This window comes from Allofrancisella frigidaquae (assembly GCF_012222825.1).
GTDB classification, from domain to species: Bacteria; Pseudomonadota; Gammaproteobacteria; order Francisellales; family Francisellaceae; genus Francisella; species Francisella frigidaquae.
The window spans coordinates 534190-560250 of sequence record NZ_CP038017.1 but is presented as its reverse complement, the minus strand read 5'-3'; the positions used below and the strand labels follow the sequence as shown (position 1 = coordinate 560250).

Here is a 26061-nt window from a genome sequence, read left to right as displayed (position 1 = left end):
TTAAAACAAACCTAACTCCAGTTTTGCCTCTTCTGTCATCATTTCAGAATTCCAAGGAGGATCAAAAACCATTACAACGTCAACCTTATCTACATTTGGTAACATTGCTACTCTTTTTTCAACATCTGTCATTAACACAGGGCCCATACCACATCCTGGTGCTGTAAGTGTCATATCTATTATTACATGGTAATTACCACTTTCCAGCTTCCTAGTTACGATATTATAGATCAAACCAAGGTCAACTATATTTACTGGAATTTCTGGATCATAAACAGTCTTCATCTGATCCCAAATGGCATCCATATTAATAGGATCTCCTGCTTTTATATTATAATCTTCAACAGGGTATCTCACTATTTGCTTACCAATTGCATCAGCATCTTTTCCATCTAAGTGAAGTAAGTTTCCATTAACATTTAAAGTAAAACTTCCACCTTTATCTTGAGTTACAAGTACCTCTTGTCCTGGCATTAGTTCAATCTCATTACCAAATGGAACTGCTATTGCTTTTACCTGTCTTCTTATTATTGTTACATCTGTAGGTTTCATTATTATTCCTAAACTGTAAAGCTTTCACCACAACCACAACGAGCTGACTCGTTTGGATTAGTATACTCTAACTTATATAAGCCAAATTCATGTTTAACATAATCTATCTTTAATCCATTAAGAAAATCTTTAGATTTATCAGATACAAAAAACTTTAATCCATGTTGTACTACTTCTGTAGTCTCTAATGGCTTACTCTCAACAAAATCTATATCATAAGATAGCCCTGAGCATCCCATAACCTTAGTACCAATATAAACACCTATACTTTGCGGGTGTTTTTCTAGGTGTTTCTTAAAATGCTTCGCAGCTGATTCTGTAACTTCTAATATATTATTTGTAGGGTTAAAAATTTCTACCATAGTGCCAAACCTCTTAATATATCTGACTATTTTAATTGAGATATTACTTTTTTTAAAGCAGTTATAAATAAGTCTATCTCTTGGAATGTATTATACATACCAAATGACATTCTAACTGTTGAAGTAACCCCAAACCTGTACAACAATGGATGCGCGCAATGTTTACCTGTACGTACACAAATTCCTTTTATAGCAAGTAATTCTCCAATATCGCTAGCATTACATCCTTCTACAGTAAAAGTAATAACCGCTGCTTTATGCTTTGCTTTTCCAACAATATGTAAGCCTTCTATATTTTCCAGCTCAAAAGTCGCATAATCTAAAAGTTTTTGTTCATAATTAGCGATATTTTCCATACCTATAGAGTTCACATACTCAATTGCTCGACCAAAGCCAATAACTCCAACAATATCAGGTGTGCCAGCCTCAAATTTGTATGGAGGTAATGCAAATGTAGTTTTCTCTATCGTTACGTCTTCTACCATATCACCACCATAGTTATAAGGGGGCAGTTGATTTAATAAATCATATTTTCCATATAAAACACCAACCCCTGTAGGACCATAAAGTTTATGGCTAGAAAAAACAAAAAAATCGCAACCTAAGTCTTGAACATCTATTTTAGCATGGATTACAGCCTGGGCTCCGTCAACTAATACAAGGATATTAGGATTAATGTTCTTAACCTTATGAATAATCTCTTTTACAGGATTAATCGTACCTAATACATTCGAGCAAAGCGTGATAGCTAAAACCTTAGTTTTAGCAGTAATTAAAGATAACAAATTATCTACATCAAGCTCGCCATTATCAGTAATTTTAGCAACTTTAAAGCTAAAGTTTTTGTTCTTGCATAACATCTGCCAGGGTACAAAATTTGCATGATGCTCCATTTCAGTTACTACTATCTCATCTTCTTCGTGTAAAACAGCATTACCTAATGAATTAGCTACCAAATTAATAGCTTCTGTAGAACCTTTTGTCATTACTATTTCATTCTGAGATTTTGCGTTAATAAATTCTTTAACTATAGCGCGAACATTCTCATATCTATCACTAGCTTCTTGACTTAAAAAGTATACTCCTCTATGCACATTTGCATAACTAAAAGCATAAGCATTAGCTACTGCATCAATTACTACTTGTGGTTTCTGTGCTGATGCTCCCGTATCAAAAAAAACTACCGGTTTATTATTTACACTTTGAGCTAGAAAAGGAAAATCTTTTCTGATGTTATCAATATCGATCATTTTTGTGTCAAATTTAAATTCGTAATAAAAACAAAAACAATTATACTAAATTAGTATAATTTTACTAGAACTTATTAGCTAACATACTGGAACATTAATAGCTAAACCACCTAAAGATGTTTCTTTATATTTGCTAGACATATCCAAACCTGTTTGATACATAACTTTTATGACATAATCTAAGCCAACAAAACGTTTCTCACCCGTATCAAGGTAAGCAAGTTTAGCAGCATTTATCGCCTGAACAGCCCCCATAGCATTACGCTCAATACATGGAATTTGCACTAATCCTCCTATAGGATCACAAGTAAGCCCTAGATTATGCTCCATAGCTATCTCAGCAGCTGATTCTATAGACTCTATATCGCCACCCAGTAAAGCACAATATCCAGCTGCAGCCATCGAACAAGCTACACCTATCTCACCTTGGCAACCTACTTCTGCTGCTGAAATAGATGCTCCTGACTTATATAAAATCCCTATCGCTGCACAAATAAGTAAATATTTATCGATATTTTCTTCAAGCTCAGTTTCTGTTAATTCCTTATGTGTTTCAATATAATATTTTAATACTGCTGGTACAACTCCTGCAGCTCCATTTGTAGGTGCTGTAACTATACGCTCACCACATGCATTTTGCTCATTTACAGCTATAGCATATGCGTTTAAATAATTAAAATCGGTATTAACAACATTTTTTTCTCTAAGTTTTTTGATCATGCTAGGAGCTCTTTTTCGCACCTTTAGTCCACCAGGTAACACCATCTCTGGACAGTTTAGCCCTCTCTCAATTGAATTGTTCATAGCTTGCCAGATTTCTTTTAATTTAATGCGTGACAGCTCTTCACCATAGGCCATTTTTTCATTTTCAAACATTATTTGATCAATGCTTTTTTGCTCCTTTTCACATAGCTGACGAAGCTCTACCATACTTGCAAACTTATATGGCTTATCACAAGGTTTTTCTGTAGGTACTGCATCTTTTTTGATTTGTTTTTTATCTACTATAAAGCCTCCCCCTATAGAGAAATATTCTTTTTCACAAAGAAGTTTATCCCCAGCAAATAATGAAAAACGCATACCATTAGCATGCTCAGGTAAAAATTCATCATAATGGAAAATCAGATCTTTGTTATAATTAAAATCAATAGTGAATTGTTGATTTAGATCTAACTTTTCATCAGTCAAGCAATTGCTATACAATTTTTTAGCTAGCTCAATATCTACTGATTCTGGTAAAAAACCCATAACACCTAAAACAACCGCATAATCAGTCTTATGCCCTTTTCCTGTCAAAGCAAGAGAGCCATATAAATCTATCTGTATACGTGTTGTTGCTGGTAAATGTTCTTTATAAATGTTTATAAAATCACAACCTGCTCGCATAGGTCCTATGGTATGAGAAGAAGATGGCCCTACACCGATAGAAAAAAGCTCAAAAGTACTTTCCATAATATCCCTCCTGATACAAGGATACAAAAACGTTACACTAATTGATTATAACCTATTTTAGACTTTTTTCCCTAACTTTCCAGTCTGGCATATAGCTTGCCACATAAGAGTAAAAATCTTTAGAATGATTTGGATGTGTTAGATGAGCTAACTCATGAAGTATAACATACTCAATAGCTTGAATGTCCCTAAGTATAAGATCAATATTAAGATTTATAATCTTTTTAGTGTGATTACAAGATCCCCACCTAGTTTTAACCTTTTTGATTACGACTCTTTGTATATCTTGATTAGTTATTTTTAGATACTTAGCTACTAAGTTATTTAAAATAATATCGGCCCTATCTTTGTAAAATTCTTCTAACAATTCTAATTTAAATTTTCTATTATCTATAACACTTGGATTCAAATAAAATACTAAAGAATTTTCTTTCTCAACAAGCAGATTTTGCTTTGATTCTACAAGTTCTACCTTATACCCTTTACCAAGAAAAAACGCCTGGCTTCCTTGATCTAAAGTATATAAACTGTAAAGGTATTTCTTATTAGCAGTAATCCTATTGCGATGTTTTTCTATCCAAGCTTTTCTTGTATCTAAAAGATCAAAAATCTCTTTCTTTGAGAAACTTTGAGGTGAAGTTACTACTACATTTCCTATTGCATCTAGAGCTAATTTAAGGCTTTTAATATTTTTATAGACTATCTTTACATTTTCCATCTAATCTTCGACGTTTATATTTTGCCAACCTTTAGTAATCTCTGCAGGATGCGAACTCCAGTATTTTATTATTAAATCGCGAGCAGGGACACTACTATCTTTATAGTTTTTTACACCTTTAAATACAAACCCATCACCACCTGTTATTAAAAAATCTATTGTTGCAATTTTATAAACTCTATATAAATCTAACGGCTGGTCTCCAACAAGCACTTTGGATATATTGCCTGCTTTATCTAAATCTATATTAATTCCAGCAAAAACTCCCAGCTGCTCGCCTTCTTTTGGAGATAAGCTATGTTTAATAAGCTCTAAAAGGTCATCTCCTCTGATATTCAATGTCACAATTGTATTATCAAATGGTAGCATTTCATAAAGCATACTATAAGTGATGTCACCCGATGGTAATGACCTTCTAATACCATGCGAATTAAGTAAAGCGACATTACTAACTGTTGCTGTTTTGATTATATCAGCCAAAGTATAAGTTAATGGAATATTATAATGTCCATCTTGAGCTTGATTAGAGAGTGAAGATGGTGCTTTAGTGATAACTTTCTCTAACTCGCCTTTAATAGTAGCAGTATAACTGTCTAGTATCTTCTTTACCCCTTTATCGGCAGGTAAACTTTTAGTCACCTTCAATAAATTTATAACCTCTGGAGTAACCTTACACTCATTAGCAGTAGTATGACAATCATAATGAAGTACACTAATGTTTTTACCTTGACTTGCTCCTTGGACAACAGCCACATTATTTAAGTAGCCAGAAACAAGCATATGGCTGTGGCCCGATAAGACAGCAGAAATACCCTCAACATCTTTAGTAACCGCGTATATTTCTGACTGTTCATTTAAATCATGTCTCTTTGAAGAGTAAATATCTGCTCCCTTTTGCTGACTTGGTATATGAGTAAGTAAGACAATCGTATCTGGTTTTGGTAAGTTATTCTTCTTATAATCCTTAATAAAAGATACCCACTGATTTGCACTAATAACAGGATTTGTAAATTCAAGATTAGAAATATTTTTTTTAGCTGTAGTTTCAGGTGTTTCAAGAGTTGACAAACCAATAAAATACACCGTTTTACCGTTAGTGAACGTATGGTAGCCAAAAGGCTTAATATAGTCTAGTGATACATCACCATTGTATAAATCTCTAAAATAACTTAAAATCGAAGAACTTTTATAATCAATATTTGCAGATAAATATCTTACACCACTATCATTATACCAGTTTCTAAACCAACGCTGTCCATAATCAAAATCGTGATTACCAACAGCGGAGTATTTAAGCCCTATATAATCAAAAAAAGCGTTTACAACAGCGCCGTGAGATATATTAGAAATTGCTGTTCCTTGATAGTTATCGCCAGCTGACACAACTACTAAATTAGGATGGTCTTTTTTGTAACTTTCAATGAAACTAGCTATTTTAGCAGCTCCTACCATATTTTTATTTGGCTCAACTTGGCCATGAAAGTCGTTTAATGATAAAACTGTCATATCATCATATGCGTAAGCACATAAAACAAATAGCAATAAAAATATACTTAATAAAAATCTTTTCATAGATCCACCCTAGTTAAATTGAAATGTTTTGTAAGATCCTAATACTTTCAAAAAAGTGCTTTTTTTTAACACTTCTAACAATGCCAACTGAATATGATTATCATCTTCTGAACCTTCAAAATCGATAAAAAACAAATAATTCCAAGCTCTATCTCTAGATGGACGAGACTCAATTTTTGTAAGGTTAATGTTATGCTTGCCAAAAATGTTAAGAATATTTACTAACGCATTCGTTTTATCTTCAACGGAGAAAATAATTGAAGTTTTAAGTTTAGTGTTAACTTGCGCACCTAACTCAAGGTTATCATAACCCATTAATAAAAAACGTGTATAGTTGAAATGCTCATCTTCAAATTCACTTTGGAAAATCTCAAGACCATAAGTTTCTGCAGCAAGTTTACTTGCTATTGCTAGATAATTACCTTTCTGTTTTTCAAAAATATATTTAGCTGCCCCTGCGGTATCAGCAAATGCTTGGGGAGTAAGCTTAAGTTTCTTAAGACTCTTTGAGCATTGAGCTAAAGCCTGTGGATGTGATATTACAGCGTCAATTTCAGAAAATTTCACATCTTTCAAACCCATTAAACAATGCTGTATTTTAAAAACTATTTCAGCTTTAACTTTCAAATTACTTTTTATAAGCTCATCATACGCAGGAATTACAGCACCTGCCAAAGAATTTTCTACTGGCAAGATAACAAAATTTGACCTACTACTCACAGTCTCTTCTATAGCATCAAAAAAAGATAAGCAAGGAATAGCTTGAAATTCCTCTATTCCTTGTAACTTTAGAAAGCTTGATATTGCTTGTTCAGAATAAGCTCCATGTTCACCCTGAAAAGATACTTTAAGCATTTGGTTATAAAAAAAATTCTTTTAGCTGAATAATACCGCTTTTTAGAGAAAAAAAAAATGATTTTTTATAAGCTAGACCTCTAATGTTTTTAAAAATTTCCAGCAACCATAATAAATAAATTACAAGTATTAAATTTATTATTTATTTTAATTTTAATTTTTATTTATTTTATTATATAAATAATTTTAAAACCAAAATGTATTGGCGGTGTTTAATGCGTTTTCACCCACATGAGAATAATAATGATATAACTATAGAGCATTATGAAAATAAAATATTAACAAATTTACCAGATAAAGACGCTGCTGTATTATGTGAGCTAGTGTATGAAAATAAAGTTTTTGAAAACATTGTATCAGATAGGAAATTATATAACTCTTCATTCGCTAGTATTATTTATAGATTTGACAAAAAATCACTTGTAGAAGATTATGAAAACTTACTGTCATCAGACGCACAATATGCTTTAAAAAACTACCCTCATCACTACTATCCAATATTAGCAAAATATAAGTTAGTAGCTACAAGTAGCCAATTAGGTAACGATGTTGGTTACTATGGTATCGCAGTAGCAGCTGCTGGAGATAAGCAAAATAAAGGTGTATATGTAATAAATAGAGGTACAAGATTAAATAGTTTGGATGGTATCTATAATGATTTAATCAAAACAGATTTGTTAAATATGACAATTTTAGGTAAAGGTACACCAATTACAATGGTATCAAATCATACAAAATCAGGTATAGAATTTGTTAATTCCCTTCTTAAAAATTATAATGTTATGTATATAGGATTTGCAGGACATAGCCTGGGGGGCTCAATAGCACAAATGCAAGCAGTATACTTTGTAGATAAGAGATTGAGAGGTATTAGACTATCACCATCAAAAGGATTTGAACCCTTTGGTATTAAGAATGAAGCAGACCCATTTATGAAATATAATAATGAGGACGGAGCACTTTACTATTTGACTTTAAATCCAATTAAAGCTTTTAAGTCATGGCAGTGTAAGCTAGCAGCTAAAAATTGTAGTAGTTGGCAAGGTATAGCAGATAAATTAATAATTAATTATACAAGCTTTAAGTCAGATATTGATTTTACATCTTTTAGTAGGAAAGGTGATATTATGGCTAACATAGCTGTAAGCGTAGGTAAAAAAGTGTTGATAGATAGTGCTGGTAGTTATAAGGACTTTAAAACTCTTCATGAGATAGCTAACTATCGTTATCAAGAATACCGACCAGATGGTAGTTTAATAGAAACACAAGTAAATAAACTTAACTCAGATATTTTAAAATCAAGCGATAATTTAGAGCAAAAGACTAAGTATAGAATCTGTTTTAATACAGATACTTTTAGTTACCGAGTAGAGGTTTAGCTATAATGAGACAAATTCAAATAATAACACTATTTTTTTTATGTTGGTTTTTAACTAGTTGCATGACAGCTGCTGCAACATATGGATATTTAGAAAGAAGTATAAGTCCAAAAGCAACTAAAGAACAACAGCAGCAAGTTAAACAAGAGGTTATGCAACTTCTTGAGAAAGAATATAAGCAACCATTTAAATTAGAAAGTTTTGAATATAAATACCAAACTCATAACCGCCCTGGGTCTTTTGATTTTGCTGAATATGGTACTTACTACTTTAAAATACAAGCTCTAGATAATCCAATTATAGTTATGAATTTCAGAATCGATGATATTAATAAATCATCAACCAATGAATTGTTAGAGGATTTTAAAAATAAAAAATTAAAAGATTTATATTGCGGTAGCTTAGAAAGCTATTATCTAAATTTAGAAACCGAAATATCTCAACCTTACGCTAACGAAGCAGAAAAATACTGTGACAGTAGGGATCAAGCATACTACAAAGTACAAAAAGAAAGATATTTACAATATTTGAATTTAAAATAACGCTATGGCTTTTTTTAGACTATAATTTCTAAAAAAAGATAGAGGTGTAGCTAGATTCCACAAACTACATACATGCTCTAGTATTCAACAATTTCCTAACCATAAATGTGCTTTTAAAAAAGCAAGTGTAGAACTTGAAAAGTTTTTATCATATCCAAAGATAGAAAACAATTAATCTAAATATTCTCTCTGGTGATGCAAAGCTTGTTTGATACCATTTTTCATTTCCGCAGATGATAAACAATAGTATTTAGCTAATAATGCGGTAATAAAACTTACTAATAACAATATTAAAGCTGCTGAGTAAAAATCTAAGGCTCCTGTACCACCAAACTCACTAAAATACGAAACCACTGTTACTGCTATAATATAAAACCAAAACCAAATAGATTCTTTAAAATTCCAAAAAATTTTAGCTGACTTGTCTGCCCCAAAATTTCTATACAACGCTAATAAAAAAATAGCTATAAAAATCGCAAACCCAGATTTTGAAACAATTGACCAGCCACTCCATAAAAACACCAATGTAGATGCAAAAACTCCTAAAACTGAGATTAAGAAAGCTGCTTTTAGTCTAAATGGTCTTTCCATGTCTGGCAAGCGATATCTCATTGCGAGAGTTGAGGTAGCACCTGTTAGATAAGTCAATGATATTAATGATGTAAGGAAAGCTGCCATCGTTTTCCAGCCCGGAAAGGGTGCAAACATAATCATAGCAACCAAGAAATTTAAACCTATAGCATAAACAGGTTTATTTACAGTTGGATTAATTTTGTTAAGTATTTTTGGCATATAACCATTTGCTACCATAGCATTTAATGAATTCAGAGCGACACAGAAATATAAAAGCCCTGCAATCAGTGGAAATAATATTGCTCCAAAATATAATAAATACATAACCCAAACTTGACCAAACTGCCTTGCTAGCAAGGCAAAAGCTCCAAAGCTTGAACTATAACCTTTTGAAATAGTGTCCAAGTCCCACACGTTATTATGAACATACTTAGATATAACCAGTAAATATGCTACTTGCAAAAGTAAAAATACAACCAAACATATAAATATCGTACTTAAAGTAGCAACAGGAATAGCTTTCTTAGGGTTGTTAGTATTTCCTGCCAGTTCAACTATAGCCTTAAACCCAATAAAAGCATAACCAATACCTCCTAGCGAAATTGCTGATAAAATCCCATTTATACCAAATGGCATAAACTCTAAATTAGACTCTATCGTTCTACCTTTAAGTTCTGGTAATGAGAAACAAAAAACTATAAAAGCCAATGCTATCGTTGTCGGAACCAAAATTTTAAACAAAGTAATTACATTATTTATTTTTACCAACCAACGTAAAGAATAAAAATTAAATGCGCAAAAAACTAGTAATAAAACAACAGCTATTGGGATGCCTTGCATTGTTAAAGCGCCACTGTTCTGTGGGTCTATTAAACCAGGATAAAAAACTGCAATGTATTGCAATACTGCTTGGACTTCAATCGGAGCTAATACTAAATATGAAATCCAGGTGATCCAAGCAAAAATATAGCTTATTAAAGTTCCATGTGTAATGTGAGGAATTCTTGAAGTTGAGCCTTGCACTGGTACGATAGTACAACTTTCAGCAAAAGTTAAGGCTATGAAAATCATTAGTAAAGCCCCTATAATCCAAGAAATTATTGAAGCCGGGCCTGCGTATTCTGAAGTATATTGCGCTGAAAACATCCAGCCTGAACCCATAATAGTCCCTATACCTATTGCTATAAGGCTACCTATTGTTAATTTGTCTTTAATCATAAAAAATTCTTTGTTTTGCTTACAATCCCTAGTCGAGATTACTAGTTTATTGCTTTAAAATTAAAAAGTAAAGCCTAAATAATCACAGGTATTCATGTCTTATCACTCTTTGATTAAGAGTTGTAATTATATCGTATTCTATTGTATGTAGGAGCTTAGCTAATTCTTTAACACTATTTTCCTTCTGCGGTAGATCAGAAATCAACTCCACTTTTTCACCAACTTTTACATCATAATTATTTTGCCCTAACGACACTGCTAAAGCATCCATATTTATCCTACCAACTATAGGATATTTTCTCTGGCTTATATACACATGTCCTTTACTACCAAGCTGGCGAGAAAAACCATCACCATAACCTACAGGTAGTATAGCTATAAACTCATCGTTTTTTCCCTTATAACTTATAGAATAACCAACATACGAAGCTTCTGATAGCTTAATAACTTTTATAACTTGAGTTGAAAGTCTTGCTATAGGTTTAATAACTTTAAGAGCATTGTCAACTTCGAATTCTGGTAAAAAACCATAACTTAAAATGCCTGGTCTAACCATATCATAAAATATACCCTTCTGACCCACGCTGCCATAAGAGTTAGCAAAATGACATATAATTTTTGGATCTAGACTCTTTACATACTTAGCTATAACTTTAAATTTTTCACTTTGTAACTTATTAAAGAAATGATCTTTTATATCAGCACAAGCAAGATGACTGTATACTCCTTCTAGAAATATATATTCTGACTCAAATACCGTTAGTATAGTTTCTAAAGCTTGATCATAATCAACACCTAGCATATTCATACCTGTATTTACAAATAAATGCACTTTAAGTTGTGTAGAACCTTTTTTGGCATATCTTTCAAGTTTCTGAATATCATCTAGATCATGAATACTAAATCGAACGTTTTTATCTACAAGCTCTTGTATACTTTCTTGTTCAACAGCTCCAAAGATCAATATAGGTACATCAGCACTATTTTTATATACTTCCAAAGCTTCACTAGCACAAGCAGTAGCGTAAAAATCTACGATATCTTTAGTATTTTTTACAACTATCTCTAGTCCATGACCATAAGCGTTTGCTTTTACAGGTAAACAAAACTTAGTTCCTGTGTATTTTTTAATAGCTAAGATGTTATTTCTTAAACTGTTTATATTCACCTCAAGAATATTAACATTCATATTATCTCCTTAGGCAGCTAAATACTTGTTTTGTATATTTTCTATAAAACTTCCTAAATTTTTATCGTAAACAAAATTTTGTAACCTCTTGCCACAATTACTATCAGCTACTGTTATCAAAAAACTGAAAACTGTTAAATCAACCAAAGATATTTTATCATTAAAAAAACATTTCCTTGCTTCTAAAAAGTTAGCTATAGCATCAATATCTTGTTGGGCCTTTGAATATATTTCATTTTTTGTTAAGCTTATAAGTCCAATAGATTTAAGTTGCCGTAAAATATTTCTCTTTGCTACAGGATATATAATGTTTGCCATAACTTTAGGTAACCCAGAAGCCTCTATAAAATTTACTTTCCATTTATTGTTATCAGCATCTACCCAGCGACTATAAAGTCCAGCCCAGTATAAACTGTCTTCACACAATCGAATAAAACTAAAAGCTATAGCTTTTTGCTGGCTATCTAAATGTTCATCTATAGAAAAATTATTCTCTTGTTGTAATCGAGAAATTATAAGATTACTATCTGCATATTTTTTACCTTGCGTCTCAATATATGGCATTTTACCTGTAGGAGAGCTATTAAAATCTAAGCCAAAATGGTTTTGATAAGTCAAACCAGCAACTTTTAAGTATAATTCCATCTTTATACAAAATGGACTCATACTATAACTTTTATCTTGTAGCTTGGGTAATTGGTGTAAATGAATCATAATAAATTTCTACTCGTCAAATTTTATAACATTATTTATAGCCTGCTTGGGGTAGACTTGTTCTGAACCTATATTTTCTTTGACAATATCAGCCTTTTCATATTCAGAAATAACTATTTCATCTAACTTGCCATTTCTAAGAACTATATACGCCCTAAACCTCTCACTTGAAGTTAAGGTATTATAATCAAACGAATAAACCCTATATATCGCTATCTTATAATTTTCTAATTTAATATTTATTTTACGTAAGCATACTGTATCGTCTAATAAATCCAAATTATATTTATTTGCTGATCGTTCAGCTATGTTAATTGCTAATTCCTTATTTTTCATGAAATTTCGCCATGTAAAAAAGCAAACACCCAAAAACATTAGCGTGTACAAAGCTACCGACATACCTTAATCCTTTTCAAAAACTTATAAATTACCATCCTATTATATGTTAAAATCTAATAGTTATAAAATACAACCACATAATTATTTTGAAAACTTTAAAGTATTTTTACGGCTCATTCTTTGTAACTGTTTTAGGTGTAGCTATCGGAGTATTTTCTTATCCAAATAACCCTTCTGAGATTATTTATGCGATTTCGATATTAGCAATCTTAGAAATTTCTTTAAGCTTTGATAACGCTGTTATTAATGCAAAAGTACTGGGACAAATGCCAGAAATTTGGCAAAAAGCTTTTATTTTTATTGGTTTACCTATAGCTGTATTTGGTATGAGGTTAGTTTTTCCAATATTATTAGTTAGTATATCCAGCAACGTTAGCTTTGTTCAGGTAATTAACCTAGCTTTGAACAATCCTACACAATACCAAACTATTCTAGAAAGCTCTATGCCATATATTTGTAGTTTTGGTGGTAGTTTTTTACTTATGGTTTTTTTTAATTTTTTCCTTAGTGAAAACCAAGGCCACCATTGGCTACCCATCTTAGAAAATAATATCTTAATAAGAAAAATCAGGCAATATGATGGTGGATATATACTACTTGCTGTGGTTATTGGCTTTCTAGTAATTTATTTCACGAATAATGGTATGCAGGGAGAAATAGCTATAGCCTACCTGCTTGGTATAATTGTGCATGAAAGTATAGGTTTAATAAACTCCTTTTTTGGAAGCCCAAACATTGATGCTACAACAGTTGCTCGTAATGGTCTAATGGGTTTTATTTATCTAGAAATTATCGATGCTTCATTTAGTTTTGATGGTGTAGTTGGTGCTTTTGCCATTTCTACCAATATTATAGTTATTATGATAGGTTTAGGTATAGGTGCAATGTTTGTAAGATCATTAACTATTTTATTTGTTGAAAGAAAAACCTTATCTAAATACATATATGTAGAGCATGGCGCTCATTACGCTATAGGATTTTTGGCCACTATGCTATTACTAAAAGTGTTTATGCATATACCAGAATGGTTTAGCGGATCTGTAGGGGTATTAATACTAGTAGTTTCATTTGTACATTCTATAGTAACCAATAAATCTCTACAAGAATAAAAGATCTCTAAGCTCATGTACACTATTGGCAATATGTTTTGCTTTACTGGTAACATTTTCCCTAGCCACATGTTCAGTGTATGCGACAAATTTATCTACAAACCCAGATTCATAAAGTTGGTAATCTGTGTAACCATCCCCTACTGCTATCACTTCACCAGTAAATAAACTTCTAGCTTTTTCAAAAGCACTAAGTTTGGAGTCACAAGCTCCATTAGTGTTATCTAAAGAGTAGAAGCTTCCATTTTCACCCCAAACCACATCAACAGCAAAAATATTATTCTTATCAATACCTAAATATTCAGCAAAGGGAATAATACTATCAGTTAATCCACCACTGAATATCCAAATATTAAAACCTGCTTGTTTTAATTCTACGATTAACTCTAATATTCCTGCTGTAAGTAAATTAGGGCAATGTGTAATCACAAAATCCTCTATTCTTGCCTTAGTTGGACTAGCTATAGCAAGTCTTTTTTCTAGCGACTCCCTAAAATTTATTTCTCCTTGCATACCAAGGTTGGTTATATTCTCAATCTCTTTTAGTTTATTAGGGAATTCTTTTAATATAGGCTCTAAGATAAGTTCTAACGATTCTTTTTTTATTAATGTTGAGTCAAAGTCAAAAATCACATTCTTTTTTCTAATTTGCATTAGTATTCCCTACTATTTTTATAAAATACGGTTAAACTTGGTTATAGAGCCAGACTATACTCTCAATATTTATTGTTAGTTTCAAAGTGTGCCTCAGGTACAAAATAATTTAAACATTTCTTTGATCTATTATTCAAGCCAATTTACAATTTCCCAACCTACTTTTTGTCATCTTAATTATAATTAAGAAGTGTTAAATACGAGCGCATATACCTTCAAGGAGGTTGAGCCAGTAGCTGAAGCTAGAACAGCTCGTGTTGATTACTTTGAGTATTATAACATCAATAGATATCATTAAAGTCTAGAGTATAAAACTCCTGCAGGTGTGTACTTTTGTAACGTTAAAATAGAAAATATTTTTGATAATTTGACACCTATTTTCTGACTAAATTCTGTCCGAAAAAATTCACCACTATACTTCACTATTCTGAATCTGTATAATTAACTACCCACAAATACCTATATATTGAATAAATTGTACACAGAAAATAAACAAACCCAAGTCTCTAAAAAAGATACTGTGTTGATTCATTTTTATGATATAAAAACTGCCTTTATAACAACTACACGTTTTTACAATGTATACCTAAAGAATTTTATAACAGTATACAATAACCACATGAATGATGAAAAAATAAGCATGAAGTTCATTTCATTTTCTGAGGCGGCAAAGTATCAAGACTTAGAAGCATCCCTTACCCAAATAAGATTAACTATGGGCAAAAAAGAGTCTTTCCTTTTAGACTCAGATTCTGATGAAGTTAGCTTAGATAGTTTTGAGATGTTTATATCATTTTATAATAGATGTTGTAAATTAGCCCATCATGAGGTTATAAATTACAAACATATAAACCTTGTATTTGACTCATTTTACCCGCATTTCTTGGAAACTTTGAAACATGTGCGTCTAATTTACAACGAAGATAGTATATATGGATTAAAGGTGATTTTATGTGATTACTCTAATGACATCGAACAACAACTGTTTCATTTGTATGGTCAACACCATAAGTACGGGCCGTTAATCAAGGAGAGATTAAAAATTAAAGACAAATATATACCAGTCCCTTTTTTTGAAGGTGAAACAGTTCATCAAATTTGTCTTAAAAAAAGAATGACTGTAGGTATATGTCATGCGATTTTAAGTGAGATAAAGAGAGTCCTTTTAATAGAAAGTAAGATGCAAAAAAGAACGCCAAATCACTTTTTTATGCATGCAGATTTGAATGCCTCTAATATTATAGTGAATGAAAAAACAAAGGATGTTGTTATTATAGATTTTTCTTTTAGCAGTCAGTTCATTGATGAAACAGACCATGTATTAAGGGAAACGTTAAATGAAATGCAGCATGGCGTGGCCGCCAATAGCGTTGATTTTATTCGTGTTAAACTTTTAATTGAAAATTTTAGAATGATACACAATGATAATAAACTATTTTTTGATGATAGCATATTAAAAAAGCACACAACAAAAAAAAGATCTAGTTCTGTAGTTAATGGTAGTCACTTTAACGACGGATTGAACATGACTAATTTAAAGACAATTTATAGAAAAGGGCAGTTACAACATACATATAAACATACGGAAAATTATATGAAGTATAAAGATATATTCGATTTTTCTAGACATTTTAAAAAATGAAGTGACGAGGCTATTGCTGGTGAATAACGACACCCAAAATTGAAAGTAGCGGCACCCTCAAAACTTATAGGTCTCGCCGTCTGTTTCTATTGCTGATACTCTTTTTAATGCGACAAGCGTTTGCCCATGAATATTATGGCTTCATCTATAAAAAATGCTACAACAGGTTTATTTCTTTAATTAAACAAAAACTTTTTCCAGAAGTAAATGCTAGACTAAATGGAAAAATACCTATGAGAATTATATCGTAGTCCAAGCAAGCTGTAAGCTAACCATCAGTCTCAAGAATGTAAGTTTTAGATTCGAACTATAAATACTCAAAGCACAATCTAGCAATCAAAAGTGCTCATAATAACAAACATCAATCATAAGTTTTCTTTAAATAATAATTATTTACTTTTTTTCTATCATAAAATTGCTTATCATTAAGCATCTTAACTTAACAGCAGTATAGATTCTAAAGATGAATAAAATCTCCAAAAAACCTTTGGTTTCTATAAAGAACCTTTCCAAACAATTTGAAGACGGCCATTTGGCTGTTGATTCTGTGGATTTAGATGTTTATCCTAAAGAATTTTTTTCCTTACTAGGTGGCTCTGGAAGTGGTAAAAGTACACTACTAAGAATGCTAGCTGGGTTTGAAAAACCTACCGATGGCAAGATTATTATTGATGGGGTAGATATGTCTAATACTCCACCGTACAAAAGACCCGTAAACATGATGTTCCAGTCATATGCTTTATTTCCTCATATGAATATAAAACAAAATATCATGTTTGGATTAAAGCAAGAGAAAACTCTTAAAAAAGAAGATATAGAAAAAGCTACTGATGCTGCCCTTAGAATTATTAAAATGGAACATCTAGCAAAAAGAAAACCGCATCAACTATCTGGTGGACAACGGCAACGTGTAGCTTTAGCGAGATGCTTAGCAAAAAGACCAAAGCTTATTCTTCTTGATGAGCCACTTTCCGCGTTAGATAAAAATTTACGTGATCAGATGCAGTTTGAGCTAGTAGATATTCAAGAGCAGACTGGTAGTACATTTATAATGGTTACTCATGACCAAGAAGAAGCTATGACAATGTCTACAAGAATTGGAATCATGTCAGAAGGTTGGTTAGAACAAGTAAGCACTCCATCAGAAATTTATGAGTTTCCAAAAAGTAGATTTATAGCTAACTTTATAGGAAAGAGTACAATATTTGAAGGTCGTGTTGAAAAAGTTGGTAGACATAAAAGTGTTATAACTTCTCAGGAGGCAGGCACGTCCTTTATACTACAAAGAAATATAGAAGCTATAGAAGACCAAGAGATTTGGGTTGGTATAAGACCAGAAAAAATTTTCATAAGTAAAGACAAGCCTGAAGATTACAACCCTAAAAAACCAGAAAACTGTATTAAAGGAAAAGTTGAGGATATTGCATACCTAGGTGGATTATCTACATATCATGTCAGAACAGAAAATGGTAGGATTGTAAAATCTACTGACTTTAACGTTGAAAGAAATGCGGACCATCCTTCTTGGGATGATGAAGTATATCTTACTTGGGAATCACAAAATATAATGGTGTTATATTCATAATGCAAAACTTACAACAAAATATTAGACATACCGTAGTTTATCTAATACCTTTTCTGTGGTTTGTTATATTTTTACTGGTACCTTTTTTATTTGTAGTTGGCATTAGTTTTACATTACCTGCGGATGGCACTCCTCCTGTTACAGCTCTATTAAACTATACAGATCAAACTTTGTATTTTACTTTTTATCTGAGAAATTATATCGAGCTAGTACATTATAATCTAATTTTTGTTTCTTTATTTAATTCGTTAAAGGTTGCTTTTATTACAACCCTTTTGTGTATTTTAATAGGCTACCCAATGGCTTTAGCTCTGTCACGAGCTAAAAAAAATACCCAAATTATATTCTTAATCCTTATTGTCATACCCTACTGGACTTCTTTTTTATTAAGAACTTATGCTTGGGTGACCTTATTAGGAAACCATACTTTAAATAAATTCTTAATGGACTTAGGTCTACCAAGTATGGCGCTTTTATATAATGATTTTTCAATGTATCTAGGTATGGTTTACTGTTACTTGCCTTTCCTAGTACTGCCATTATATAGTACTTTAATTAAAATAGACCCAATTCTTTATGATGCAGCCGAAGATTTAGGCTCTAAGCCAGTTAATTCATTTTTTAAAATCACATTGCCACTTTCTATGCCTGGTTTGATAGCCGGAAGTTTACTTATATTTATTCCAGCTGTTGGTGAGGTTGTAGTGCCTCAGATAATGGGCGGCATGAACTCCTTAATGATAGGTAATATAATTTGGGAAGAATTTTTTACTTCAAACAACTGGGGCATGGCTGCAACTATCTCAGTAGTATTAATAATAATATTAGTATTACCTATTTTATGGATGCAGCGCATCCAAACTAAAAAAACTTTTGTATAAGAGGATATAACCATGAAAAAACTTTCATTTAGTAATATCATGCTTATTTTAGGCCTAATATTTTTATATATTCCTCTAGTAATATTAGTCATATTTTCTTTTAGTAACTCTGAAATTATAAACTTATGGGGTGGATTCACATTTGACTGGTATCATGAAGTTATTAATGATGAAGATATTATTAATGCAACTTTTACTAGCTTAAAAATAGCAACTATAACTTCTATAATTTCTACAATACTAGGTACTATAGTTGCCTATGCCATGACTAGATTTAGATTTTTTAGGTCACGTAGTTTTTTATATGGACTAGTAGCAACACCTCTGGTTTTACCTGACATTATACTTGGTGTTGCTTTACTTTTAATGTTTTCGACATTACAGCAGTTGATCGGCTGGCCACATGAAAGAGGAACCACAACTGTAGTAATAGCTCATGTAACGATGTGTACAGCGTATGTAACTATAGTTATGCAATCAAGAATAGCTAGTGTTGATATTTCACTAGAAGAAGCTTCTTTAGATCTTGGTGCTGGCCCCACTAAAACATTTTTCTATATAATGCTACCCCAGTTGCTTCCTGCTCTTATTACTTCAGCTTTACTAACATTTACACTATCCATAGATGATTTAGTTGTAACAGAGTTCGTTGCCGGAAGTGATAACCCTACCTTACCTATGTATATTTATTCTACGGTTAAAAATGGTCCTACTCCTGAAATTAATGCTCTAGCAACTATTATGATAGCAATTATTATAACTGGAGTATTAGCAGGTATGTTTGTATCTGCAAAATTTCAAAATAGAAGGAATAAGTAACTAAATATTCTTATAACTATAGCTAAACTTTTGTATACCGTTTATTAAATAAATGATAGTGTAACGTACTTTTATACTTAATCAGAGCTCTTAATTTAAAAGTGACTATATAAAAGACACCGCCTTGTATTTGTATTAAATAATTTATAAATTATTAACTAATTATTTATTTTTTGTTTTATTCATTAACAAATTATATATAATAATTAAATTATTTTATTTTTATACGTAAATTATAAACATGGAAATTTTACCCTTAATGAAACGTCTTGGATATACTATCAAAGAAAGCGGGATGTGTTTTTATGGCAATACAAGCTATTATTAGAAACGATATTAATACGTATGTTAACAGATTAAGGTTTATTAATGAATATGACGATAAGTTAAGAAATTATAAAGTTATGAATCAGGATCCACTGCCTGAATATCATGAATTAGATACCATATATATAAACCCCTCAAATAAAAAGTATAGTTTTCACTACAATAAAGAAGGTATCGTTGAACTTATAATAGGTAAATTGCCATCTGAAATTGTAAGTAACATTCATCTAAATGTATCAAATATTCCAGCAAAAATAACAATAGAATTAAAAGAGTTTTTTGCCATCGAGCTATTAGTTTATCATATTAACAAAGCAGAGCTAATCAGAGCTAATAAAAATAAACCTCAACAAAGTCTTATTGCAATAGATAAGTTATTAAACATAAAACCCTGGCTTGAGGGGATAGCAATATATTTTGGCTTAATAAGGCCAAAAAATCTTAGTACAGAAGAAAAGGTAATATGGAATAAAAACTTTAAAACATGGGATGGAAAAAATAAGCCATTTACACACCAAGACTACAATCGTGGTGTTCAATTATTCAGAAAACCAAGTAACAATAAATCTCAAGAGAGCTTCATTGGTTTACTAAAAAGTGAAACAAAGCAAAAAGATAATTCTATTTATTTACTTCAAAAACATGTAGGGATTTATAATAAAAAAAATATAGGTGAAATTATAAATTTTCTTAATAATAATCCTTCTACTCCGCTTGCATGTTCACTTACTAGAAGCGGTCATACTATTGCAATTGGTAACTATAAAAAAATGGGCTATCGTTTAATCGATCATGATAGATATAAGAAATCTATTAACTCAGATTCTCTCCACCAAGATATAATGAAGCGCTTATTTAGAGAAAAAAGTTATAACCCTATGCGAAAATGTGCTATTTCTATTTTAGTATTTGGAGTAGAAAAATCTCAAGATAACCTCGTTCCAAAAAATACTTTTGACCTTACAGAAGAAGATTACTGGAACTTTTTAATTTCAAATGCAAATATGAGTAGTGATGCTGGATTATTACATTTAGCCTTACGACATGGCCATGCAGACGCCATTAGAAGTTACATTGAAGTGATAGAAAAGGTTAATATGAATAACAACACTGATAAGCAAAAATTATTAGCTGCTAAAGATTCAGGAGAGGTTCCAGGGCTTTTTATGGCTTTGCAAAATGGTCATGCTGCTGCTGTTGAAAGCTATATTAAAAATATAGCTAATATTAATGGTATCAATAAACAAGAATTATTAGCCGCTAAAAATTCAGATGGGGTTCCTGGACTTTATGCAGCTTTGTATAAAGGTAATACAGAAGCTATCAAGAGTTATATCGAAGCTGTAGTAAATATTAACGGTATTATTAAACAAGAATTACTAGCTGCTAAAAATTCAGTTGGAACTCCAGGATTAGTTATAGCTTTAAGATATAATCAAACAGATGCTATTGCTGTTTATTTAAAGATTAAAGATAATAATAGCACCTACGCAAATTATATAATGCAGGGGTATGAAAACTATCGAAAAACTTTTAAGAATGATATATTAGAATGGGCGCGAAACTACAAACCAAAAAAAATGAAAGAAAAAGAAACTTATAGTTTGCTTATTAGCCTTCTTTCTTTTAATAGAAGCAATTTGAAAATATTTAAAAAAAATACTACAGAATCAATAAAACTTCTTAACAACATACCTCATTGGCGATAAGTTTAGCTATAAATCCAAAAGTTTATTTTTAGCTTATAAGAAATTATATAATATAGTCGTAATAGCTTAGAGCTATTAGAAAAAAGTAGTTAAAAGCTAAAACTTACTCTTCAATAGAAACAAATTTACGGTTTAAAGCACCACCAGTGTGAAATTTTACATGACCATCTTGTAATGCAAACAAAGTATGATCTTTACCACAACCCACGTTAACACCTGGATGTACTTTTGTACCTCTTTGACGAATTATGATAGTTCCTGCTTTTACAAATTCACCGCCATATCTTTTAACACCTAAATACTTAGGGTTAGAATCTCTACCATTTCTAGTACTACCACCAGCTTTCTTATGAGCCATTTGTATACTCCTTAATAATCTTTATAAATTATAAACTAATAGATGAAACTTTCACCGCTGTAAAATACTGGCGATGACCTTGCTGCTTCATACTATGCTTGCGACGACGGAACTTCATAATTTTAACTTTTTTGTTACGTCCTTGTTCTACAACCTCAGCTACTACTTTAGCGCCCTCTATAACTGGAGCACCAACTTTAACTTCGCCTTCTTCAGTTTGTCCCATCAAAACTGTATCGAACTCAACTGTTTCACCAATACCAAGGTCTATTTTTTCAAGTTTGACAACTTCACCTTGCTTTACCTTGTATTGTTTACCGCCACTTTTAATTATCGCGTACATGTATAAAACTCCATTTATTAGATTTTAAACTACTCAGAACTATTTATAAATTTATTATAAACTTCTGACTTTTTGTTATTATTAACATCGATCTAGATCTAGTTATAAAACTAGACACTAAATTATAGCAAAAAACATTTGTTTCACAAACAATTATTTGAATGTTATTCAACTTTACCGTGACACTGTTTATATTTTTTACCAGAACCACAAGGACAAGGATCATTTCTCTTAATTTTTGGCCCTTGTCTTTTAACTTGTTGAACTCTCAGCCCTTCTTGCTGATCTTGCTCTTCTGAAAATTTTTGATTATTATCAATCACGCTTTCGTGCTCAGCCCTAATATCACTCATAGACTCTTGCCACTCTAGCTGAGCTCTTTGGGTCTCCTCTTCAGTTCCTATCCTAATTTTAGCCAAAGAACTGATCACATCATATTTAAAGTTATCAAGCATGCTAGAGAACAACTCAAAAGCTTCTTTTTTATACTCATTTTTAGGATCTTTTTGAGCATATCCTCGTAAATTAATACTATTACGTAAATGATCTATCGCACTTAAATGCTCACGCCAGTGTGTATCTAATGATTGCAGCAGAGAGAACTTCTCAAACTGCCTAACCACCGCTGGGTCTAAGTCCTTAGTTTTCTCACTAAATTCAAGCGTTATAGCATCTACAACCATTTTCTTAAGACTTTCTTCACCCAAGTTTTCATTTTCTTGATAGAATTTTTGTAAATCTACCTCTATCATAAAGTCAGATTTAAGTGCTTTTTCGAGACCCTTCAAATCCCATAATTCATGCATAGACCCTGCTGGAATATAATCGTGGAAAACCTGCTCAGCTACATCCATACGGATATCGTTTAAAATATCACTAACATCTTCAGAATCTAAGAATGCTTGTCTTTGCTCATAGATAACTTTACGTTGAGTGTTTACAACGTTATCATATTCAAGAAGGTTTTTACGAATATCAAAATGATAACTTTCTACTTTACTTTGTGCTTTAGATATAACTTTTGACATAAAACCAAAAGCTAACGATTCACCACCTTTTAGGCCTTTTTTAACTCTCTCAGCCATTGTGGGTGAAGCAAAAATTCTTAATAAGTTATCATCCATTGATAAATAGAATTTACTCTCTCCAGGATCCCCCTGACGAGCAGCACGCCCTCTAAGCTGATTATCGATCCTACGTGAATCATGTCGCTCTGAACCTATGATGCATAAGCCTCCAGCTTTTTTCACAGCTTCATTTCTTTTCTGCCATTCTTCTTTAATTTTTGCAATTCGTTCTTCAGTAGGATCTTCTAATTGAGCTACCTCAACTTCCCAATTACCACCTAAAATAATATCTGTGCCTCGACCTGCCATGTTAGTAGCGATAGTTACAGCACCTGGGTAACCTGCCATTGCAATAATTCCAGCTTCTTTTTCATGCTGCTTAGCATTTAAGACATTATGTTTAATTTTTTTCTTTTTAAGCAAGGTAGATAAAACTTCTGAAGCTTCAATCGATGCTGTACCTACTAATACTGGCTGACCATTTGCTATTCTTTGCTTAATATCTTCTACAATAGCATTAAACTTTTCTCTAACATCGCCATGTATTACATCATGATGATCTTTTCTTATCATTGGTTTGTTAGTAGGAATAATGATTACTTCTAAACCATATATTGAATGTAGTTCAAAAGCTTCTGTATCAGCTGTACCTGTCATACCAGCTATTTTATTGTAAAGCTTAAAGAAATTTTGGAAAGTAATAGACGCCATAGTTTGATTTTCAGCATTAATCTTAACGCCTTCTTTAGCCTCTATAGCTTGGTGTAAACCATCTGACCATCTACGCCCAGGCATTGCTCTACCTGTACTTTCATCAATAATTATCACTTCTTGGTCACGTATAATATAATCAACATTTAGCTGATATAAAGAATGTGCTCTTAGACATGCATTTAGATAATGCATTTTGGTTATATTATGAGGACTATATAGATTATCATTTTCCTCTAAGATACCTTCCTTCTTAAGAATATTTTCAATTTTTGCATAGCCTTTTTCAGTTAAATAAGCATTTTTAGATTTCTCATCAACATAAAAATCTTTTTGCTCCTCTCCTTCATCAAGCTTCTCTTTATCTTGCTTTTCTAGATAAGGCACTAGTCTGTTAAATAGATTATACATTTCTGAACTATCATCAGAAGCCCCTGAGATTATCAAAGGAGTTCTTGCCTCGTCTATTAAAATTGAATCTACTTCATCTATAATCACAAAATTACGGCTTCTTTGAACTTGGTGTTCTTTTTCATAAGCCATATTATCTCTAAGGTAATCAAAACCAAACTCGTTGTTTGTTCCGTAAGTAATATCACAAGCATAAGCTTTTTTACGTTGTTCAGGGTTCAAGTCAGCTATTATTACACCAACTGACATTCCTAAGAAATTGTAAATTTCGCTCATTAATTCAGCATCACGTTTAGCCAAATAATCATTCACTGTGATTACATGAACACCTTGACCAGTTAGAGCATTCAAATAAGCTGGGAGTGTCGCAACTAAAGTTTTACCCTCACCTGTTCTCATCTCAGCGACTTTACCCATATGCAAAACAATACCACCTATAAGCTGCACATCATAGTGTCGCATATTTTTAGTACGTTTAGCTGCCTCTCTTACAGCTGCAAAAGCTTCTGGTAAAAGACTATCCAAAGTCTCTGCTTTAGTTAATCTCTCTTTAAACTCTATCGTCTTAGCTTTTAGTTGCTCATCTGAAAATTTTTCAAACTCTGCCTCAAGAGAATTAACCTTATGTACTGATTTGGAAATTTTTTTGATAAACCTGTCATTACGACTACCAATAACTTTTTGAATTAAACTTAACATGTTTCAAACCTAAACCGTTTTTTATAAAATTAATATTTTAAATATACTGCTCTGACTCTACATTATATAGAATTTGCAGAAAATTTAAATTAAGATGGCCATTTTAAACTAAGACTCTTCTATAAAACTAGAGTTTTTCATATTTCATCGTATAATTAAGTGGAAATACTTATGGACAAAATGATAAAAAAATTTTATTCTGATTTTAAAGCAAAGTTTTAATGGCTACCATAAAAAAGATTAATAGAAATGACTATAACTATTATTCCCGAAAAAATCTCTAATATAGATAAATATAAAACTCGCAGTAAAATAACTAACTCAACCCAAGCAAACAAAGAACTAATAAATAAAACTAAAAACTTGATCTTATCTATTGAGGTAGCAAATAAAGAATTAAAGAAACTAAATATCCCGTATCTAAATGATACCGAAATTGTGTATTATGCGCCTCAAAAAATAATATGCAAAAGTCAAAAGGAAATTTTAAAATTTAAAATAAAAGAATTACAATCACAATTTATAGAGATACTAAAAAAAAGTAAGCTTTTTTCCAAATTAGAAAAAATAGAAGTCTTAATCGATTACTCAACTAACAAGCCCCATGAGAAAAACCTTTCGAACTACAAAGCAAAAGAAGCTCTGCAACAAATTAAAAAAAATTTAAATATCTGACAAATATTATTTTTAAATTTTCATTAGTAAATACAATCTAGCAATGTTGTATGCGCCGCTGTGAACTTACTGTAGCCAGATTATAACAGCCAATTATAGAAATAAAATTTATTTAAAATTTAAATTACTCATGCAATTTATAGCTTTCCACGTATAATATTTAAATTAAATATTATAAAATTTTTTAGTAGAATTAATTTAATAAATATTTTATATTTTTTAAATATTATTTTACATTTGGTAAATCATTTTCATAGGTTTTAAATACCTAAACAACATTAGATTTACGTATAACT

Annotated in this window: 24 protein-coding genes; 9 read left to right on the top strand and 15 right to left on the bottom strand. The window is 31.5% G+C overall.

Features of this window, described 5'->3' with window-relative positions; genetic code table 11:
- From sufT to pheA, 7 genes are all read right to left on the bottom strand, one after another.
- Positions 1-552 carry a putative Fe-S cluster assembly protein SufT gene (gene sufT, locus E3E15_RS02605; protein ID WP_035718630.1) on the bottom strand — a complete coding sequence of 184 codons (552 nt, stop codon included), beginning with the start codon at positions 550-552 and terminating at the stop codon, positions 1-3.
- A gap of 8 nt (positions 553-560) precedes the next feature.
- Positions 561-914: a HesB/IscA family protein gene (locus E3E15_RS02600; RefSeq protein WP_035718628.1), complete on the bottom strand. Its 354-nt coding sequence runs from the start codon at positions 912-914 to the stop codon at positions 561-563.
- A 26-nt stretch (positions 915-940) separates the two neighbouring features.
- Complete coding sequence (locus E3E15_RS02595) at positions 941-2164, bottom strand: aminotransferase class V-fold PLP-dependent enzyme (RefSeq protein WP_172106476.1); 1224 nt, start codon at positions 2162-2164, stop codon at positions 941-943.
- A 78-nt stretch (positions 2165-2242) separates the two neighbouring features.
- A complete protein-coding gene (locus E3E15_RS02590; protein ID WP_172106475.1) occupies positions 2243-3616 on the bottom strand; it encodes an L-serine ammonia-lyase in 1374 nt (457 codons plus the stop codon).
- Between the two features lie 52 nt (positions 3617-3668).
- On the bottom strand, positions 3669-4334 hold the full coding sequence (locus E3E15_RS02585; RefSeq protein WP_035718619.1) for a M48 family metallopeptidase: 666 nt from the start codon (positions 4332-4334) through the stop codon (positions 3669-3671).
- Entirely contained in the window at positions 4335-5906 is a 1572-nt protein-coding gene (locus tag E3E15_RS02580; protein ID WP_172106474.1) for a bifunctional metallophosphatase/5'-nucleotidase, read from the bottom strand. It abuts the gene before it with no gap.
- Positions 5907-5915: 9 nt separating this feature from the next.
- Positions 5916-6761: a prephenate dehydratase gene (gene pheA, locus E3E15_RS02575; RefSeq protein ID WP_035718615.1), complete on the bottom strand. Its 846-nt coding sequence runs from the start codon at positions 6759-6761 to the stop codon at positions 5916-5918.
- A 215-nt stretch (positions 6762-6976) separates the two neighbouring features.
- Between pheA and E3E15_RS02570 the strand changes: the two genes are divergently transcribed.
- Positions 6977-8140 (top strand): lipase family protein, encoded by a 1164-nt coding sequence (locus E3E15_RS02570; RefSeq protein WP_172106473.1) that lies wholly within the window; start codon positions 6977-6979, stop codon positions 8138-8140.
- Between the two features lie 5 nt (positions 8141-8145).
- The gene (locus E3E15_RS02565; protein ID WP_172106472.1) at positions 8146-8682 is read left to right on the top strand and encodes a hypothetical protein; all 537 of its coding nucleotides are present in this window, start codon (positions 8146-8148) and stop codon (positions 8680-8682) included.
- Positions 8683-8853: 171 nt separating this feature from the next.
- Here the strand turns inward: E3E15_RS02565 and E3E15_RS02560 are convergent, their stop codons facing one another.
- The 4 genes from E3E15_RS02560 to E3E15_RS02545 form a co-directional block, all read right to left on the bottom strand.
- Positions 8854-10473, bottom strand: coding sequence for an APC family permease (locus E3E15_RS02560; RefSeq protein WP_172106471.1), 1620 nt, complete (start codon positions 10471-10473; stop codon positions 8854-8856).
- An 82-nt stretch (positions 10474-10555) separates the two neighbouring features.
- Positions 10556-11662: an alanine racemase gene (gene alr, locus E3E15_RS02555; protein WP_172106470.1), complete on the bottom strand. Its 1107-nt coding sequence runs from the start codon at positions 11660-11662 to the stop codon at positions 10556-10558.
- Between the two features lie 9 nt (positions 11663-11671).
- Complete coding sequence (locus E3E15_RS02550) at positions 11672-12376, bottom strand: glutathione S-transferase family protein (RefSeq protein WP_209451683.1); 705 nt, start codon at positions 12374-12376, stop codon at positions 11672-11674.
- A 9-nt stretch (positions 12377-12385) separates the two neighbouring features.
- Positions 12386-12775, bottom strand: coding sequence for a DUF3301 domain-containing protein (locus E3E15_RS02545; RefSeq protein WP_172106469.1), 390 nt, complete (start codon positions 12773-12775; stop codon positions 12386-12388).
- An 86-nt stretch (positions 12776-12861) separates the two neighbouring features.
- Here E3E15_RS02545 and E3E15_RS02540 point away from each other — a divergent pair, with 86 nt between their 5' ends.
- Positions 12862-13884: a DUF475 domain-containing protein gene (locus E3E15_RS02540; RefSeq protein ID WP_172106468.1), complete on the top strand. Its 1023-nt coding sequence runs from the start codon at positions 12862-12864 to the stop codon at positions 13882-13884.
- Here the strand turns inward: E3E15_RS02540 and E3E15_RS02535 are convergent.
- Positions 13873-14538 (bottom strand): HAD-IB family phosphatase, encoded by a 666-nt coding sequence (locus E3E15_RS02535; protein WP_172106467.1) that lies wholly within the window; start codon positions 14536-14538, stop codon positions 13873-13875. The genes E3E15_RS02540 and E3E15_RS02535 overlap by 12 nt on opposite strands.
- Before the next feature lie 466 nt (positions 14539-15004).
- Here E3E15_RS02535 and E3E15_RS02530 point away from each other — a divergent pair, with 466 nt between their 5' ends.
- From E3E15_RS02530 to E3E15_RS02510, 5 genes are all read left to right on the top strand, one after another.
- Positions 15005-16180: a protein kinase family protein gene (locus E3E15_RS02530; protein WP_172106466.1), complete on the top strand. Its 1176-nt coding sequence runs from the start codon at positions 15005-15007 to the stop codon at positions 16178-16180.
- A gap of 463 nt (positions 16181-16643) precedes the next feature.
- A complete protein-coding gene (locus E3E15_RS02525; protein WP_172106465.1) occupies positions 16644-17765 on the top strand; it encodes an ABC transporter ATP-binding protein in 1122 nt (373 codons plus the stop codon).
- Positions 17765-18646, top strand: a complete 882-nt coding sequence (locus tag E3E15_RS02520) for an ABC transporter permease (protein WP_172106464.1) — start codon at positions 17765-17767, stop codon at positions 18644-18646. Before E3E15_RS02525 ends, E3E15_RS02520 begins: the two co-directional genes overlap by 1 nt.
- Before the next feature lie 12 nt (positions 18647-18658).
- On the top strand, positions 18659-19465 hold the full coding sequence (locus E3E15_RS02515) for an ABC transporter permease (protein WP_035718583.1): 807 nt from the start codon (positions 18659-18661) through the stop codon (positions 19463-19465).
- 305 nt (positions 19466-19770) lie between these two features.
- Entirely contained in the window at positions 19771-21501 is a 1731-nt protein-coding gene (locus E3E15_RS02510; protein ID WP_172106463.1) for an ankyrin repeat domain-containing protein, read from the top strand.
- A 103-nt stretch (positions 21502-21604) separates the two neighbouring features.
- On the opposite strand, the gene rpmA is transcribed toward E3E15_RS02510, so the two are convergent.
- The 3 genes from rpmA to secA form a co-directional block, all read right to left on the bottom strand.
- Positions 21605-21859, bottom strand: a complete 255-nt coding sequence (gene rpmA, locus E3E15_RS02505) for a 50S ribosomal protein L27 (RefSeq protein ID WP_035719377.1) — start codon at positions 21857-21859, stop codon at positions 21605-21607.
- Between the two features lie 28 nt (positions 21860-21887).
- Positions 21888-22202, bottom strand: coding sequence for a 50S ribosomal protein L21 (gene rplU, locus E3E15_RS02500; RefSeq protein ID WP_035719376.1), 315 nt, complete (start codon positions 22200-22202; stop codon positions 21888-21890).
- Between the two features lie 164 nt (positions 22203-22366).
- Positions 22367-25090: a preprotein translocase subunit SecA gene (gene secA, locus E3E15_RS02495; protein WP_172106462.1), complete on the bottom strand. Its 2724-nt coding sequence runs from the start codon at positions 25088-25090 to the stop codon at positions 22367-22369.
- 249 nt (positions 25091-25339) lie between these two features.
- Here secA and E3E15_RS02490 point away from each other — a divergent pair, with 249 nt between their 5' ends.
- Positions 25340-25765: a hypothetical protein gene (locus E3E15_RS02490; RefSeq protein WP_172106461.1), complete on the top strand. Its 426-nt coding sequence runs from the start codon at positions 25340-25342 to the stop codon at positions 25763-25765.
- Positions 25766-26061: the final 296 nt, after the last annotated feature.